This is a genomic window from Streptomyces sp. NPDC018833 (genome assembly GCF_044390825.1).
Lineage (GTDB): Bacteria > Actinomycetota > Actinomycetes > Streptomycetales > Streptomycetaceae > Streptomyces.
Map to the genome: position 1 here is coordinate 12,413 of NZ_JBIRZM010000013.1, position 15,386 is coordinate 27,798.

Genomic DNA, 15,386 nt, shown 5'->3' on the forward strand with positions numbered 1-15,386 from the left:
CGCCGACGGCGATGAGCAGGAGGTTAGGCTCGACGCGTGGCGCTCAAGAACATTCCGGACCCCGGCTTCTCCGACGACGACGGCACCGCCGACCCCGCCCTCGAAGCGGCGCTCGCCGCCTGGGCCGAGGACCGCACCGCCGAACAGCCCGTGCTGGAGGCGCTCAAGGGCGCCCGGCTCCTCGTCCCCATCGTCGCCGTGCTCGGCGAGGTGGAGGAGGACGAGAACGGCCTGCGCCGCGAGAAGACCAGCGACATGGCCGTCCCCACGCTGACGGCGGGTGACCGCCGCGCCCTGCCCGCGTTCACCTCGATCGCCTCGCTCGCCCGCTGGGACCCCGAGGCCCGCCCCGTCGCCGTCCCGCTGCACCAGGCCCTGCAGGCGGCAGCCCACGAGAAGGCGGACACGCTCGTCGTCGACCTGGCGGGCCCGGTCCCGTACCAGGTGACCGGACATGCCCTGCTCGCCCTCGCCGAGGGACGCACCAGCACCGATCCGCTCGCCGACCCGGCCGTCACCGCCGCCGTACGCGACACGCTGGCGGCCGAGCCGGCCGTGCTCCGCGCCCACCTGGGGCCCGGCCGCGACGCGGACGGCATGCTCGCGCTGGTGCTTGTGCCGGACGCGGTCCCGGCCGAGGCGGGGCGCCGGGTCGCCGAGGCGCTGGCGGCCCACGACGTACTGAGGGCCCGCCTGGTGCGGGGCCTCGACCTGGCACTGCTGCCGGCCGGGGCCACCCCTCGGGGCGGGCCCTTCTACATCAAGGAGTAGCTCCGCTGCATCGAGCGGCTCCGCTGCGTCAAGGAGCACCTCGTCAAGGAGCACCACGTCAAGGAGTAGCTCGGCGAGGAGTGGCTCAGCCGTAGACCGGGCCGGTGTACTTCTCACCCGGACCCTGGCCCGGGTCGTCCGGCACCAGCGAGGCCTCGCGGAACGCGAGCTGGAGCGACTTCAGCCCGTCCCGCAGCGGGGCCGCGTGGAAGGAACTGATCTCTGTCGTGCTCGCGTCGAGCAGACCGGCCAGCGCGTGCACCAGCTTGCGGGCCTCGTCGAGGTCCTTGTGGTCTTCCGCGTCCTCGGTCAGACCGAGCTTGACGGCGGCGGCGCTCATCAGGTTGACGGCGACCGTGACGATCACCTCGACCGCGGGGACCTCGGCGATGTCGCGGGTCATGGCGTCGAAGTCGGGGGCCTCTGCGGGAGAGGGCTCTTGGGGGGAGGTCGCGTCACTCATGACCCACACGATATGCCCCGCCGTCCAGCTCACCGCCGCGGCCACCGGTTAGCCGCATCCCCCGGGAGCTGTTAGCCTTGTGTGACGACCGGCTGGACATCTGAGTGTCCGGCCCACAAGTGGAGGCTCCGATCTCCCACCTGGCCGCCCTCAAGGCGGCGGGTCACCGGTCAGGCGGCGCCCATCGTTCCGTACGGACGATGGAGGTCGCCCGATGTGCGCCCCGCGGTCACCGCGGCGGTGCTCCGGTATTCATTGGAGCAGCCGCCTGTGTCCCGTCCGGGGCATTTTTCGTGTTCCGGCGCGGTTGGTCTGACGAAACAGACGTTACGCGGCTGTCTGCCAGGCGGTCGTGTGGTGCTACTTAGGAGGATCCATCAGCGCCGAGCCCCGCATCAACGACCGGATTCGCGTTCCCGAGGTGCGACTTGTCGGTCCCAGCGGCGAGCAGGTCGGGATTGTTCCGCTTGCCAAGGCCCTGGAGCTTGCGCAGGAGTACGACCTCGACCTGGTCGAGGTCGCGGCGAACGCCCGTCCGCCCGTGTGCAAGCTCATGGACTACGGGAAGTTCAAGTACGAGTCGGCCATGAAGGCCCGTGAGGCGCGCAAGAACCAGGCGCACACGGTCATCAAGGAGATGAAGCTCCGGCCGAAGATCGACCCGCACGACTACGACACCAAGAAGGGTCACGTCGTCCGGTTCCTCAAGCAGGGCGACAAGGTCAAGATCACGATCATGTTCCGCGGTCGTGAGCAGTCCCGCCCCGAACTTGGCTTCCGACTTCTGCAGCGTCTCGCGGCGGACGTCGAGGACCTCGGCTTCATCGAGTCGAACCCGAAGCAGGACGGCCGGAACATGATCATGGTTCTCGGCCCGCACAAGAAGAAGACCGAGGCCATGGCCGAGGCGCGTGAGGCTCAGGCCGCGCGCAAGGCGGAGCGCCAGGGCTCGCAGGACCAGGGCTCCGACGACGTTTCGGCCGACACATCCTCCGAGGGGTGACCCGCGGGGCCTGCCGGACAGGCGGCCCCGGGTCCCGCCCGGAATCCACAACGAAGATCTGACGCTCCCGCAGTCCGGTGCCCGCACCGGGGGAGCGCCACTGATGAGGAGATACGGCGCGATGCCGAAGAACAAGACGCACAGCGGTTCCAAGAAGCGCTTCAAGATCACCGGCTCCGGCAAGGTGCTCCGTGAGCGCGCCGGCAAGCGCCACCTGCTCGAGCACAAGTCGTCCCGTCTGACGCGCCGCCTCACCGGCAACGCCGAGATGGCCCCGGGCGACGCCGCGAAGATCAAGAAGCTTCTCGGCAAGTGACGTTCCTCGTCCCCCGCGCAGGGGACGGGACGCCGGGACCGGGACCTATTCGTTTCCGGGCCGTGTGATCACTGACCACGGCCCCGCTACAAGGAGTTAACAAGTGGCACGCGTCAAGCGGGCAGTCAACGCCCACAAGAAGCGCCGGGCGATCCTCGAGCAGGCCAGCGGTTACCGCGGCCAGCGTTCGCGCCTGTACCGCAAGGCCAAGGAGCAGGTCACCCACTCTCTGGTCTACAACTACAACGACCGCAAGAAGCGCAAGGGCGACTTCCGTCAGCTGTGGATCCAGCGCATCAACGCCGCTGCCCGCGCCAACGGCATCACCTACAACCGCTTCATCCAGGGTCTGAAGGCCGCCAACGTCGAGGTGGACCGCAAGATCCTGGCCGAGCTCGCGGTCAACGACGCAGGTGCGTTCGCGGCGCTCGTCGAGGTCGCCCAGAAGGCGCTGCCGAGCGACGTCAACGCGCCCAAGGCTGCCTGAGAGCTGCGTCTGCGGCCCTGAGGGTCGTATGAAGTCGATCGGACCCGCAGGCCCCCGGCCTGCGGGTCCGATGTGTTCGGCAGATCTCCCGGACGCCGAGCCGAGGCCCCGCCGGGGAGCCTTGAGCGGCCGGCCCCGCACCGGCGCCGAGCGCGCCGGGCAGCGGGCCCGCCCGCCCGGCCCGGCACCTCCGCCGGCCGGCCCCGGCAGCGCCCACGGGGCCGGCCCCGGCCGCCCGGCACCACGGTCGAGTGCCCCACGAGCGACCCCGCCCCCGCTCCCGCATCGAGCGCCCGTCGGGCCCCGCCTTCCCATCCGGACCGAGTCAGAGAGCCACAGGCACCCATGCCCACCCCCGAGCTCATCTCCCCGCGTTCCCCGCGTGTCGCCGCCGCGCGGCGGCTCGCCAAGCGGAACTTCCGGGGGAAGGACCGGCTGTTCATCGCCGAGGGGCCGCAGGCCGTCCGTGAGGCCGTCGCGCACCGAGGGCCCGGCGGCGAACCCACCCTCGTCGAGCTGTTCACCACCGTCGAGGCCGCCGAGCGGTACGCCGACATCGTCGACGCCGCCCGCGCCGCGGGCGCCCGCGTGCACCACGCCGCCGACACCGTGCTCGCCGAGGTCTCCCAGACGGTCACCCCGCAGGGGCTCGTCGGCGTCTGCCGGTTCCTGGACTCGCCCTTCGAGGACATCCTCGCCGCGCGCCCCAAGCTCGTCGCCGTCCTCGCCCACGTGCGCGACCCCGGCAACGCGGGCACCGTCCTGCGCTGCGCCGACGCCGCGGGCGCCGACGCCGTCGTCCTCACCGACGCCTCCGTGGACCTGTACAACCCCAAGTCCGTGCGGGCCTCGGTCGGTTCCCACTTCCATCTGCCGGTCGCCGTGGGCGTCCCCGTCGAACAGGCCGTCCGGGGCCTGAAGGAGGCGGGCGTACGCGTACTCGCCGCCGACGGCGCGGGCGACGACGACCTCGACGACGAGCTCGACGCGGGGACCATGGGCGGACCCACCGCGTGGATCTTCGGCAACGAGGCGTGGGGCCTGCCGGCCGAGACCCGCGCGCTCGCCGACGCCGTCGTACGCGTCCCCATCCACGGCAAGGCGGAGAGTCTGAACCTGGCAACCGCCGCCGCCGTATGTCTGTATGCCTCGGCGCGCGCCCAGCGGGCCCGGGCCCGGGACGCCGCCCGCTGAGCGACTACTCGCTCAGGGGGTCCGCCACGTCACGTTCAGCTAGTAGGGTGACGAACTCGGGCCCACTCGGCAGCAGAGAGGTGGGATACGGGGAGATGACCGTCGGGACCAGCAGGCCGAACCGCACGCCGGAGGCCCTCCCGCGCCGAAACGGCGGTCCCGAGGCGTCCGGGGCCGTGTCCGCGATCGACCCCGACGACCTCCCCGACGGGCTGGTCGTCGCCGACGAAACCGGCCGCGTCGTGTGCTTCAACGAGGCCGCCGTGCGCATCACCGCCCTTCCCAAGGCCGAGGCCATCGGCGCGCCGCTGGAGCGCGCCCTGCCGCTGGAGGACCTCAAGGGCCGCCGCTGGTGGACCCTGACCGACCCCTACGGCGGGCTCGCCACCCGCGTCGGCCAGCCCGAGCGCAATCTGCTGCTCCCCGGCGGCCGAGAGGTCCTCGTGTCCGCCCGTTTCGTGCGCGACGTGCCCACAGGCCCGCTGCGCAGGCTGGTCGTCAGCCTCCGCGGCACCGAGGCCCGGCGCCGTACCGAACGCAGCCACGCCGAGCTGATCGCGACCGTCGCCCACGAGCTGCGCTCCCCCCTGACCTCCGTCAAGGGCTTCACCGCGACGCTCCTCGCCAAATGGGAGAGGTTCACCGACGACCAGAAGCGGCTGATGCTGGAGACCGTCGACGCCGACGCGGGCCGGGTCACCCGGCTCATCGCCGAACTCCTCGACATCTCCCGCATCGACTCCGGCCGGCTCGAGATACGCCGCCAGCCCGTCGACATCTCCGCCGCCGTCGTCCGCCACGTCCAGGCGCACATAGCCGCCGGCCATGAGCCCGACCGGTTCCTCATCCGCATCCGGCCGGGGCTCCCGGACCTGTGGGCCGACCCTGACAAGATCGACCAGGTCCTCGGAAACCTGCTGGAAAATGCGGTGCGCCACGGCGAGGGAACCGTCACCATCGAGGTGGCGCCGGCACCGGCGAAGGACGACGAGAAGGGCACGGCGGTCACCGTGAGCGACGAAGGCCCCGGCATCCCCGAGGAGTCGATGGGTCGTGTCTTCACCCGCTTCTGGCGGGGGAGCAAGCGCGGTGGCACCGGACTCGGCCTCTACATCGTCAAGGGCATCGTCGAGGCACACGGCGGCACGATCACCGTCGGCCGGGGACCCCGCGGCGGCGCCGAGTTCCGATTTATCCTGCCCGTCGGCACTCCGGCCCACCTCCTGTAGAGGCCGCCGGGCAGCCCACGGGCTCATCCGCATCCCCACACCCCGTTAGACTCGACCTTTGGCACCTTTGCGTCCTCGGTCGTCCCTGGTCGACGTGCGGGGTCCCCAGCCAGCCCATTCGGAAGTACGGGAAGAGATGTCCGCACCCAATAAGTCGTACGACCCTGTTGAGGTCGAGGCACTGAAACCGGAAGAGATCGAGCGCATGCGGGACGAGGCGCTCGCCGCCTTCGCCGCCGCGGCAGACCTCGACGCGCTCGCGCACGCGAAGACCGCGCACGCCGGTGGCACCTCGCCGCTCTCCCTCGCCAACCGCGAGATCGGCGCGCTGCCGCCGCAGGCCAAGGCCGAGGCCGGCAAGCGCGTGGGCCAGGCCCGTGGCGCCGTCAGCAAGGCGCTGGCCGCACGCCAGGCCGAGCTGGAGGCCGAGCGTGACGCCCGGGTGCTCGTCGAGGAATCCGTCGACGTCACACTGCCCTACGACCGCGTCCCCGCCGGTGCCCGCCACCCGCTCACCACGCTCTCCGAGCGCATCGAGGACGTCTTCGTGGCCATGGGCTACGAGGTCGCCGAAGGTCCCGAGGTCGAGACCGAGTGGCTCAATTTCGACGCGCTCAACATCGCCGTCGACCATCCCGCCCGCGGAGAGCACGACACCTTCTTCGTCGCCGACGGCGACGGGAAGTCGGACTCCGGCGTCGTGCTGCGCACGCACACGTCGCCCGTCCAGGTCCGGTCGATGCTGGACCGCGAGCCGCCGGTCTACGTGATCTGCCCCGGCCGCGTCTACCGCACCGACGAGCTGGACGCCACGCACACCCCGGTGTTCCACCAGGTCGAGCTGCTCGCGGTCGACGAGGGTCTGACCATGGCCGACCTCAAGGGCACCCTCGACCACATGGTCCAGGCGCTGTTCGGCGAGGGCATGAAGACCCGGCTGCGGCCGAACTTCTTCCCCTTCACCGAGCCGTCCGCCGAGATGGACATGGTGTGCTACGTGTGCCGCGGCGAGTCCGTCGGCAACCCGGACCGGCCCTGCCGCACCTGCTCCAGCGAGGGCTGGATCGAGCTCGGCGGTTGCGGCATGGTCAACCCCAAGGTGCTCACCGCCTGCGGCGTCGACGCCACCAGGTACAGCGGATTCGCCTTCGGGTTCGGCATCGAGCGGATGCTGATGTTCCGCCACAACGTCGAAGACATGCGAGACATGGTCGAGGGTGACGTCCGGTTCACCCGGCCGTTCGGGATGGAGATCTGATGCGGGTCCCGCTTTCTTGGCTGCGGGAGTACGTCGACCTGCCGGCGACGGAGACCGGCCGTGACGTCCAGGCCAAGCTCATCGCCGCCGGCCTCGAGGTCGAGACCGTCGAGCAGCTCGGCGCCGGGCTCAAGGGCCCCCTCGTCGTCGGCCAGGTGCTGACCATCGAGGAGCTGACGGAGTTCAAGAAGCCCATCCGCTTCTGCACCGTCGACGTCGGCTCGGCCAACGGCACCGGCGAGCCGCAGGAGATCGTCTGCGGCGCCCGCAACTTCTCCGTCGGTGACAAGGTCGTCGTGGTCCTCCCCGGCGCCGTGCTGCCCGGTGACTTCGCGATCTCCGCCCGCAAGACGTACGGCAGGACGTCCCACGGCATGATCTGCTCGGGCGCCGAGCTCGGCATGGGCGACGACGGCTGGGGGGCCTCCCGGACGGAGGCCGGAGGAGGCGGCATCATCGTGCTCCCGCCCGAGCACGAGGTCGGCACCGACGCGATCGAGCTCCTGGAGCTCGTCGACGAGGTCCTCGACATCGCCGTCACCCCCGACCGCGGCTACGCCCTGTCGATGCGCGGCGTCGCCCGTGAGGCGGCCATCGCCTACCGCCTCCCGCTGCGCGACCCGGCGCTGCTCGACGTGCCCGGACCGAACTCCTACGGCTACGTCGTCAAGGTCTCCGACCCCATCGGCTGCGACCGCTTCACCGCGCGCACCGTCGTCGGACTCGAGCCCGAGGCCCGCTCCCCGATCTGGCTGAAGCGCCGCCTGCAGAAGGCCGGGATGCGCCCCATCTCGCTCGCCGTCGACATCACCAACTACGTGATGCTCGAGCTCGGCCAGCCGCTGCACGCCTACGACCGCTCCCGTCTCGACGGGCCGATCGGGGTGCGCCGCGCCGAGCCCGGCGAGAAGCTCACCACCCTCGACGGCGCCAAGCGCGTGCTGGATGCCGAGGACCTGGTCATCACCGACAACCGCGGGCCGATCGGCCTCGCGGGCGTCATGGGCGGTGCCAACACCGAGATCGCCGACGCGCTTCCCGACCCGGAGACCGGCCGGATCACCGGCACCACCGAGGTCGTCATCGAGGCCGCGCACTTCGACCCGGTCTCCGTCGCCCGCACCGCGCGTCGGCACAAGCTGTCCTCCGAGGCGTCCAAGCGCTTCGAACGCGGCGTCGACCCCGAGGCCGCGGCTGCCGCCGCGCAGCGGACCGTCGACCTGCTGGTGCTGCTCGCGGGCGGTACCGCCGAAGCGGGCGTCACGCAGATCGTCGCGCCCACCGCGCCGCGCACCGTCACGATGCCGGCGGACCACCCCGACCGCGTGGCGGGCGTCACGTACGGCCGCGAGACCGTCGTACGCCGCCTCCAGGAGGTCGGCTGCGACGTCTATGGGCAGGACGAGCTGGTCGTCACCGTGCCGTCGTGGCGGCCCGACCTCGCCGAGCCGAACGACCTCGCCGAAGAGGTCATCCGGCTGGAGGGCTACGAGAACCTGCCCTCCACGCTGCCCACCCCGCCGTCCGGCCGCGGCCTCACCGCCCGCCAGCGCCTGCACCGCCGCGTCGGGCGCGCGCTCGCCGGCGCCGGGTACGTCGAGGCGCCGAACTACCCGTTCGTCTCCGAGCAGATCTTCGACCAGCTCGGCCTCGACGCGGACGACGCCCGCCGTCGCGTGGTGAGGCTCGTCAATCCGCTCTCCGACGAGGAGCCGGCGCTGCGCACCACGCTGCTGCCCGGGCTGCTCGCCGCCTTGCGGCGCAACGACGGGCGCGGCAGCCACGACCTCGCGCTCTTCGAGACCGGCCTGGTCTTCCGGCCGACCGGCGAGGAGACCCGCGCGGTCCGGCTGCCCGTCGACCGCCGTCCCACCGACGAGGAGATCGCCACGCTGAACGCGGCCCTGCCGCGTCAGCCGCGCCGCGCCGCCGTCGTTCTCGCGGGCGCCCGCGAGCAGGCCGGCTGGTGGGGCAAGGGTCGCCCGGCCGACTGGGCGGACGCCGTGGAGGCGGCCCGGCTGCTCGGCCGCGAGGCCGGTGTCGAGCTGACGGTCCGCGCCGATCGGCACGCGCCGTGGCACCCCGGCCGCTGCGCCGCGTTCTACGCGACGGTCGACGGCGATGAGACCCTCGTCGGGCACGCCGGTGAGCTGCACCCGCGTGTGCTCAAGGCGCTGCACCTGCCGGACCGGACCTGCGCCATGGAGATCGAGCTCGACCTCCTGGAGCGGGCGTCCGAGGGCGTCGTCAAGGCCCCGAGCATCTCCACCTTCCCGGTGGCCACGCAGGACGTCGCACTGGTCGTCGCGGCCGACGTGCCGGCGGCCGACGTGGAGGCAGCGCTGCGCGAGGGGGCCGGCGAACTGCTGGAGTCCATCCGGCTGTTCGACGTCTTCACCGGCGAGCAGATCGGCGGGGGACGCAAGTCCCTGGCGTATGCGCTCCGGTTCCGCGCGGCGGACCGCACCCTGACGGTCGACGAGGCGTCGGCGGCCCGGGACGCGGCGGTGGCGCTGGCGTCGGAGCGCACGGGAGCGGTGCTGCGCGGCGCGTGACGCGTGCTGTGGGGCGCGCCCGATCGGGACCGGGCGCGCCCCACACATGTGTCCGGGCCCGGGCACGACCCGCCGCGGCCCTCGTCGGGCGCTTTGGGCCGAGCCCGACGCCTCGTGCGCCGACCGGGCTCAACGCGGCCCAGGGCGTTGCGGGCATCCGCTGGGGCGGCAGACCGGCCGTCGCGGCTTGATCAGGAACCCCGCAAGCCTTCTCGGCTAGAGGCGGCGTGCCGCAACAACCACTGAACTGGCTGGTGTTGTGAGTATTTCAGTGGTGTCCAGGTCTGGATGAGTGAGGTAGAACAGGCGGAGCTCATCCACTTCGCCGCCGAAACGAGGCGGCCAATCGGGCGACGGGGTGAAGTCGTCCAGGATGAGCAGGCCGCCGGGAGCAAGCTGCTCGACGACCCCCTGGGGGTCGTCACGCTTGCCTCCGCCGTCGCAGAAGAAGACGTCGAAGGGGGCGTGCTGCTCGAGCAGCCGCCAGTCCCCAGTGAGAACGCTGACGCGGTTGTCGTCCGCGAAGACACCGGCCGCTCGACGGGCCAGCTCCTCGTCGTGCTCCACGGTGACCAGGCGTGCACCGGCGCCAAGGCCGCTGTGCAGCCAGGCGGTGCCCACTCCCGAGCCGGTGCCGCTCTCGGCAATGACTCCGTGGGGTTTCGCAGCGGCGGCCAGCCTGAGTAACCTGCCCACTTCCGGGATGCAGCTCTTCTTGAATCCCGCCTCGGAGGCGACACGCTCCGCGGCCACCACCCGAGGCGGAACCACACGTTCTGCCATGATCACGCCCCCCTTCACCGTGAGCATGACGCTATCCGACAGCAGGGGCGTTGGCACGGAGTCCGGCCGGCGCCGCCCGCCCTGCCGCGGAGTGTCGGGCAGATCAGCAGGGCAGACGACGCGAGGGGCCGCCGCACTGTACGAGGGGGAGCCGGCGGCCCGGCCGCCTCTGTGAGAGGCAGTTCAGTCAACCGGCCCCCGGTACACGGCGGGAGAGCACGCACCCTGCGGAACAGGGCACTTGTTTCACACCCCGTGCGAATCGTCCTCTACTAGGCTGAGGCGGACCGAGGCACCGGAGGGCCCCATGCAGCCCAACACCCTGCTCGACGCCCTGCTCGACGAAGCGGGCATCTCCCACGCCGGTCTCGCGGCGCGCGTCAACCAGGTCGGCCGGGCCAGAGGACTGTCGCTGCGCTACGAACACACGGCGGTCGCCCGGTGGTTGAAGGGCCAGCGGCCGCGAGGGCAGGTGCCCGACCTGATCTGTGAGGTCTTCGCCGCCCGGCTGCGCCGGGTCGTCACTCTCGACGACATCGGCCTCGGTGTACCGGGCGAGCCCGCGCCGCCGCAGGGATCGTCGCTGTCGGGATTCGTGGAGCGCGCCACGGCCCTGTGGCGCTCCGACGAGCAGCAGCGGCCGCACATCATCGAGGCGGCCGCGGTCACCGGCACACCGGCCGTGATGCCGGTCTGGGAGTGGGAGAACCCTCCCGAGGACGCGGATGTCTCCCGCGAGGGCCGGACACGGGTCGGCATGGCCGACATAGAGATGCTCAAGTTGGCCCGAGCACACTACGAGTTGATGTACCGCAAGGCCGGCGGGATCGCCACCCGCTTCCGCGTCGTCGGCTTCCTCAACGCCGAGACCGCCCCGCTGCTGCGCGGCGCGTACAACGACACCCTCGGCCGCCAACTGCACCGCGCCACCGGCGGACTGGTCGCCGTCGCCGGTATCTGCGCGTACGACTCCGACGCCCACGGCCTCGCCCAGCGCTACTTCCACCAGGCGCTCCGGCTGGCAAAGGCCAGCGGAGACCGGGGACTCGGCGCGTATGTGATCGCGCTGCTGGTCAACCAGTCGCTGTACATGTCCGAGCACCGGCAGGCCGTGGCCTTCGCGGAGGCCGCGCTGAGGGCGGCCGGCGGCCAGATCACTCCCGCGCTCGCCGCAGACCTGCACGCGATGCAGGCGAAGGCGTACGCCCACCTCGGCGATGCCACGAGCGCGCTGTCGTGCATCCGCCGGGCCGAGTCGGAGGCGCAGCGGATCCGCCCGGGACACGAGCCCGACGAGACGGGTTACGTCCAGCCCGGACTGGTCAACGTGCAGGTGGCGGAGGCGCTGCTCCGCCTGGGCGATGTGACGGCGGCCCACGAGAACGCGGCAGCGGCGGTGGACACGCCCGCCCACGACCGCGGCCGGGTGCACCGGCTGGCGATGCTCAGCCAGATCGAGCTGCGCAGGGGTGAGGCGGACCGCGCGGCGCTGACGGCGGTACGGATGGTGGAGCGGGCACGGGGAATGGAGTCGCAGCGGCTGCGGGACCGGCTGCGGGTCGTGCGCGAGCACCTGGTGACGAGCGGCTGTGCCGATGCCACCGAGGCGGCCCGTCTCATCGACGGGGCGCTGCGCGTTCCCCTCTGAGCCGGGTACTGCTGCCATATTGCCATCGACTTGTCGGAAGGTGGCAGAAGCGTGCAGTGGACGAACTTAAGCGAACAAACCGTATATGAGAACCGGTGGTTCAGGGTCAATCTGGCGGATGTCGCTCTCCCCGACGGCCGCCACCTGGACCACTTCCTGATCCGGCTCCGCCCGGTCGCCGTCGCGACCGCGGTCAACGAGGCCAACGAGGTGCTGATGCTCTGGCGGCACCGGTTCATCACCGACAGCTGGGGTTGGGAGCTTGCCGCGGGCGTCGTCGAGGACGGTGAGAGTATCGTCGGTGCGGCGGCGCGTGAGATGGAGGAAGAGACCGGCTGGCGTCCCGGCCCCCTCCGGCATCTGCTCACGGTCGAACCGTCCAACGGCCTCACCGATGCCCGGCACCATCTGTACTGGGCCGAAGACGCCACCTACATCGGCCAGCCCGAGGACGACTTCGAGTCCTCACGCCGCGAGTGGGTCCCGCTCAAGCAGGTGCCCGACATGATCGCCCGCGGTGAGGTCCCGGCCGCCAACATGGCGGCCGGACTCCTGATGCTCCACCATCTGCGCATGGAGTGACGGCCCCTGGGAATTCCCTAGGGGCTCACCGCCTGCCACACCGCGACCGCCAGCGCCCCAAGCGCGGTGAGCGCCGCGACGGCGGGCAGGGGCCAGCGGGCGTGTTCGAGCGCCGTCACACGAGCGGCCAGATCGGTCAGTTCCCGGTCGGTCTGGTCGCTCCGCTGGGCGAGCAGTGCCAGGTGGCCGTCGATACGGGCCAGTCCCACATCGATGCTGCGGCGCAGTTCGGCGAATTCCTCGACGACCACTAAATGATCAGGGTCGGTGGACACGGATGCTTCTCCTGTTCGGGTAGGTGTGCGCGGTCCCTTACTGAGCGGGATCGAGTCAACTGGCCCTGATCACAGGGCGGGAGCGTGCGCGCATGGCATATGCGAGCACGTCCCGCGCACCCCGTGTGAATTCTTGTTCGAATTTCCCTGGCGATCGTGCGTCAGGAGTAATCGTGCGTCAGGAGTAGGTGTAGAAGCCGGAGCCCGTCTTCCGGCCGAGCCGGCCCGCGTCGACCATCCGCTGGAGCAGCGGGGGAGCGGCGTACAACGGCTCCTTGAACTCCGCGTACATCGAGTCCGCGACGGAGGCGACCGTGTCCAGGCCGATCAGGTCCGACAGCTTCAGCGGGCCCATCGGATGGGCGCAGCCCATCTCCATGCCGTTGTCGATGTCCTCGCGGCTGGCGATGCCCGACTCGAACATCCGGATCGCGGACAGCAGATACGGGATGAGCAGGGCGTTCACCACGAAGCCCGAGCGGTCCTGGGCCCGGATCGGGTGCTTGTCCAGCACCTGCTGCACCACGGCCTCGGAGCGCTTGATCGTCTCCTCCGAGGTGGTCAGCGCAGGAATCAGCTCCACCAGCTTCTGCACCGGGGCGGGGTTGAAGAAGTGGATGCCGATGACCTGATCGGGCCGCGAGGTCGCGACGGCCAGTTTCACCAGCGGGATCGAGGAGGTGTTGGAGGCGAGGATCGCGTCCTGGCGGGTCACCACCTGATCCAGCACCTGGAAGATCTCGGTCTTGACCTGCTCGTTCTCCACCACGGCCTCGATGACGAGGTCGCGGTCGGCGAACTCCCCGAGGTCGGTCGTGAAGGAGAGGCGCTCCAGGGTGGCGTCGCGCTCCTCCTCGGTGATCTTGCCGCGCTCGGCCGCCTTGGTCAGGGAGTTGTACAGCCGGGTGCGGCCGATCTCCAGCGCCTCACCCGTGGTCTCGGCCACCATCACCTCGAGGCCGCTGCGGGCGCACACCTCCGCGATGCCTGCGCCCATCTGGCCGCAGCCCACCACTCCGACGCGTGCAATGTCGGCCATTGAGTCCGTCACCTCATGCCTTTCGCTGTTCTTTCGCTCGGCGGGTCCCCCGTATGGTTCCGGCGCCCGCCGACCCCCCGACGTTACTCCGGATGTGTGGGTCAGCGGGCGTCAGGGGCGGGCATGCTCTCCCGGAGTACGGCAATCGCTACCGACAACGACAAGGGCTGACATATGGGGCGTATGGGGAGAAGGGCTTTCGTGGTCACGACGGCCGGGGCAGCGGCCGCGCTCGCGACGGCCGGGGACACGGCGGCCTCCGTCCGGTCCGGGGGCGGGGCGCAGGCGGCGAGTGCGGGGGAGGGTGAGCCGATGGGCACGGCCGCGCGGGGAAAGCGCGCGACACGGGAGTTCCGCGGGATGTGGTTGGCGTCGGTCGCCAACCGCGACTGGCCGTCCAGGCCGGGCCTGACAGCCGCCCGACAGCGCGCCGAGCTGTTGGCCCACCTCGACACCGCGGTGGAGCGCCGGCTGAACGCGGTGGTCTTCCAGGTGCGGCCGTCGGCCGATGCGCTGTGGCCGTCGCCGTACGAGCCGTGGAGCCAGTACCTCACCGGTGTACAGGGACGCGACCCTGGGTGGGACCCGCTGGGCACCGCGGTGAAGGAGGCGCACCGACGTGGTCTGGAGCTGCACGCCTGGTTCAACCCCTACCGGGTGGCGATCCATGCGGACCCGTCACGGTTGGTGCCCGGGCATCCGGCGAGAGTGCACCCTGAGTGGGTCGTCCCGTACGGCGGGAAGCTCTACTACAACCCGGGCATCCCAGCGGTCCGGGCCTTCGTCCAGGACGCGATGATGGACGCCGTCCGCCGCTACGACATCGACGCCGTGCACTTCGACGACTACTTCTACCCGTACCCCGTCGCGGGCGAGGTCTTCGACGACGACGCGGCCTGGTCCCGCTACGGCGCGGGGTACGCGAACAGGGCCGCCTGGCGCCGGGCCAACATCAACCGGCTGGTGCGGGAGATGTGCGGGCGGATCAAGGACGAGAAGAAGCACCTGCGCTTCGGAATCAGCCCCTTCGGCGTCTGGCGCAACGACTCCACGGACCCCAGGGGATCACGTACCAGGGCGGGCGTGCAGACGTACGACGACCTCCACGCCGACACCCGCACCTGGGTCCGCCAGGGCTGGATCGACTACGTCGTCCCGCAGGTCTACTGGCACATGGGTTTCGCCGCCGCCGACTACGCCACGCTCGTGCCCTGGTGGTCCGGGGTCGCCGACGGCACGGGAGTGGACCTGTACATCGGCGAGGCGCTGTACAAGGTGGGAATGCCGGGGCAGCCCACGGCGTGGCACGAACCGGAGGAGCTTTCCCGCCACCTCACGTACGCCTCGCGGTACCCCCAGGTGGGGGGCCACTGCTTCTTCTCGGCGCTGGAGGTCGGGGCCGATCCGCTCGGGGCCATGTCGCGGGTGGTGGCGGACCACTACCCGACCCGGGTGCGGACGGCGGGCTGAGCCCGGTGCCCGCGCACCGGGCATGGGGAGCGTGATCAGGTCTTCTCGTGGTGCTGCACCACGCAGTCGGGTCCGGGGGACAGGACCGCTTCGTGCCCGTCGTCGAAACGGACACGGAACGGGGGAGTGCCGTCGGGCCCCAACACCTCGAGGACTTCGGCGTGCTTGTCGTGCTGGCCCACGGTCCTGCCGTGCACCAGCAGCGTGTCGCCCTCGTTTGCTTGCATCGGGAGTGACCTCCTCGATAGCCGGTCCGTTGTGGGGTCGTTTCGAGTCTACGGCCGAGGGTGCGCCGCGCATCCCCGGCCGCGGA

16 protein-coding genes are annotated in these 15,386 nt (G+C 71.1%); 11 read left to right on the plus strand and 5 right to left on the minus strand.

Annotated elements, in window-relative coordinates:
• The first annotated feature begins 36 nt into the window (after positions 1–36).
• Positions 37–771, plus strand: coding sequence for an SseB family protein (locus ACH5AF_RS24275; protein WP_398904154.1), 735 nt, complete (start codon positions 37–39; stop codon positions 769–771).
• Positions 772–856: 85 nt separating this feature from the next.
• Here ACH5AF_RS24275 and ACH5AF_RS24280 read toward each other — a convergent pair whose 3' ends face one another.
• On the minus strand, positions 857–1,234 hold the full coding sequence (locus ACH5AF_RS24280; RefSeq protein WP_398904156.1) for a DUF1844 domain-containing protein: 378 nt from the start codon (positions 1,232–1,234) through the stop codon (positions 857–859).
• A gap of 352 nt (positions 1,235–1,586) precedes the next feature.
• On the opposite strand from ACH5AF_RS24280, the gene infC reads away from it, so the two are divergent.
• The 7 genes from infC (at position 1,587) to pheT (ending at position 9,276) form a co-directional block, all read left to right on the plus strand.
• Complete coding sequence (gene infC, locus ACH5AF_RS24285) at positions 1,587–2,237, plus strand: translation initiation factor IF-3 (protein ID WP_398904158.1); 651 nt, start codon at positions 1,587–1,589, stop codon at positions 2,235–2,237.
• 121 nt (positions 2,238–2,358) lie between these two features.
• On the plus strand, positions 2,359–2,553 hold the full coding sequence (gene rpmI, locus ACH5AF_RS24290) for a 50S ribosomal protein L35 (protein ID WP_215182940.1): 195 nt from the start codon (positions 2,359–2,361) through the stop codon (positions 2,551–2,553).
• Between the two features lie 103 nt (positions 2,554–2,656).
• Entirely contained in the window at positions 2,657–3,040 is a 384-nt protein-coding gene (gene rplT / locus ACH5AF_RS24295) for a 50S ribosomal protein L20 (RefSeq protein ID WP_004002577.1), read from the plus strand.
• Between the two features lie 345 nt (positions 3,041–3,385).
• Positions 3,386–4,234 carry a TrmH family RNA methyltransferase gene (locus ACH5AF_RS24300; RefSeq protein WP_398904160.1) on the plus strand — a complete coding sequence of 283 codons (849 nt, stop codon included), beginning with the start codon at positions 3,386–3,388 and terminating at the stop codon, positions 4,232–4,234.
• Positions 4,235–4,329: 95 nt separating this feature from the next.
• On the plus strand, positions 4,330–5,463 hold the full coding sequence (locus ACH5AF_RS24305) for an ATP-binding protein (RefSeq protein ID WP_398904162.1): 1,134 nt from the start codon (positions 4,330–4,332) through the stop codon (positions 5,461–5,463).
• 136 nt (positions 5,464–5,599) lie between these two features.
• Positions 5,600–6,721: a phenylalanine--tRNA ligase subunit alpha gene (pheS, locus tag ACH5AF_RS24310; protein ID WP_398904164.1), complete on the plus strand. Its 1,122-nt coding sequence runs from the start codon at positions 5,600–5,602 to the stop codon at positions 6,719–6,721.
• Entirely contained in the window at positions 6,721–9,276 is a 2,556-nt protein-coding gene (gene pheT / locus ACH5AF_RS24315) for a phenylalanine--tRNA ligase subunit beta (RefSeq protein WP_398904166.1), read from the plus strand. The genes pheS and pheT overlap by 1 nt, the downstream gene beginning before the upstream one ends.
• Before the next feature lie 216 nt (positions 9,277–9,492).
• On the opposite strand, the gene ACH5AF_RS24320 is transcribed toward pheT, so the two are convergent.
• On the minus strand, positions 9,493–10,059 hold the full coding sequence (locus tag ACH5AF_RS24320) for an O-methyltransferase (protein WP_398904168.1): 567 nt from the start codon (positions 10,057–10,059) through the stop codon (positions 9,493–9,495).
• A 307-nt stretch (positions 10,060–10,366) separates the two neighbouring features.
• Here ACH5AF_RS24320 and ACH5AF_RS24325 point away from each other — a divergent pair, with 307 nt between their 5' ends.
• Entirely contained in the window at positions 10,367–11,707 is a 1,341-nt protein-coding gene (locus tag ACH5AF_RS24325) for a transcriptional regulator (RefSeq protein ID WP_398904170.1), read from the plus strand.
• A gap of 51 nt (positions 11,708–11,758) precedes the next feature.
• Positions 11,759–12,289 carry an NUDIX hydrolase gene (locus ACH5AF_RS24330; protein WP_398904172.1) on the plus strand — a complete coding sequence of 177 codons (531 nt, stop codon included), beginning with the start codon at positions 11,759–11,761 and terminating at the stop codon, positions 12,287–12,289.
• A gap of 17 nt (positions 12,290–12,306) precedes the next feature.
• Here the strand turns inward: ACH5AF_RS24330 and ACH5AF_RS24335 are convergent, their stop codons facing one another.
• Complete coding sequence (locus ACH5AF_RS24335) at positions 12,307–12,564, minus strand: hypothetical protein (RefSeq protein WP_398904174.1); 258 nt, start codon at positions 12,562–12,564, stop codon at positions 12,307–12,309.
• 178 nt (positions 12,565–12,742) lie between these two features.
• Positions 12,743–13,603 carry a 3-hydroxybutyryl-CoA dehydrogenase gene (locus ACH5AF_RS24340; protein WP_215182956.1) on the minus strand — a complete coding sequence of 287 codons (861 nt, stop codon included), beginning with the start codon at positions 13,601–13,603 and terminating at the stop codon, positions 12,743–12,745.
• A gap of 174 nt (positions 13,604–13,777) precedes the next feature.
• Between ACH5AF_RS24340 and ACH5AF_RS24345 the strand changes: the two genes are divergently transcribed.
• Positions 13,778–15,073: a glycoside hydrolase family 10 protein gene (locus ACH5AF_RS24345; protein ID WP_398904176.1), complete on the plus strand. Its 1,296-nt coding sequence runs from the start codon at positions 13,778–13,780 to the stop codon at positions 15,071–15,073.
• A 35-nt stretch (positions 15,074–15,108) separates the two neighbouring features.
• Here ACH5AF_RS24345 and ACH5AF_RS24350 read toward each other — a convergent pair whose 3' ends face one another.
• Positions 15,109–15,300 carry a DUF1918 domain-containing protein gene (locus tag ACH5AF_RS24350; protein ID WP_215182960.1) on the minus strand — a complete coding sequence of 64 codons (192 nt, stop codon included), beginning with the start codon at positions 15,298–15,300 and terminating at the stop codon, positions 15,109–15,111.
• Positions 15,301–15,386 lie beyond the last annotated feature (86 nt).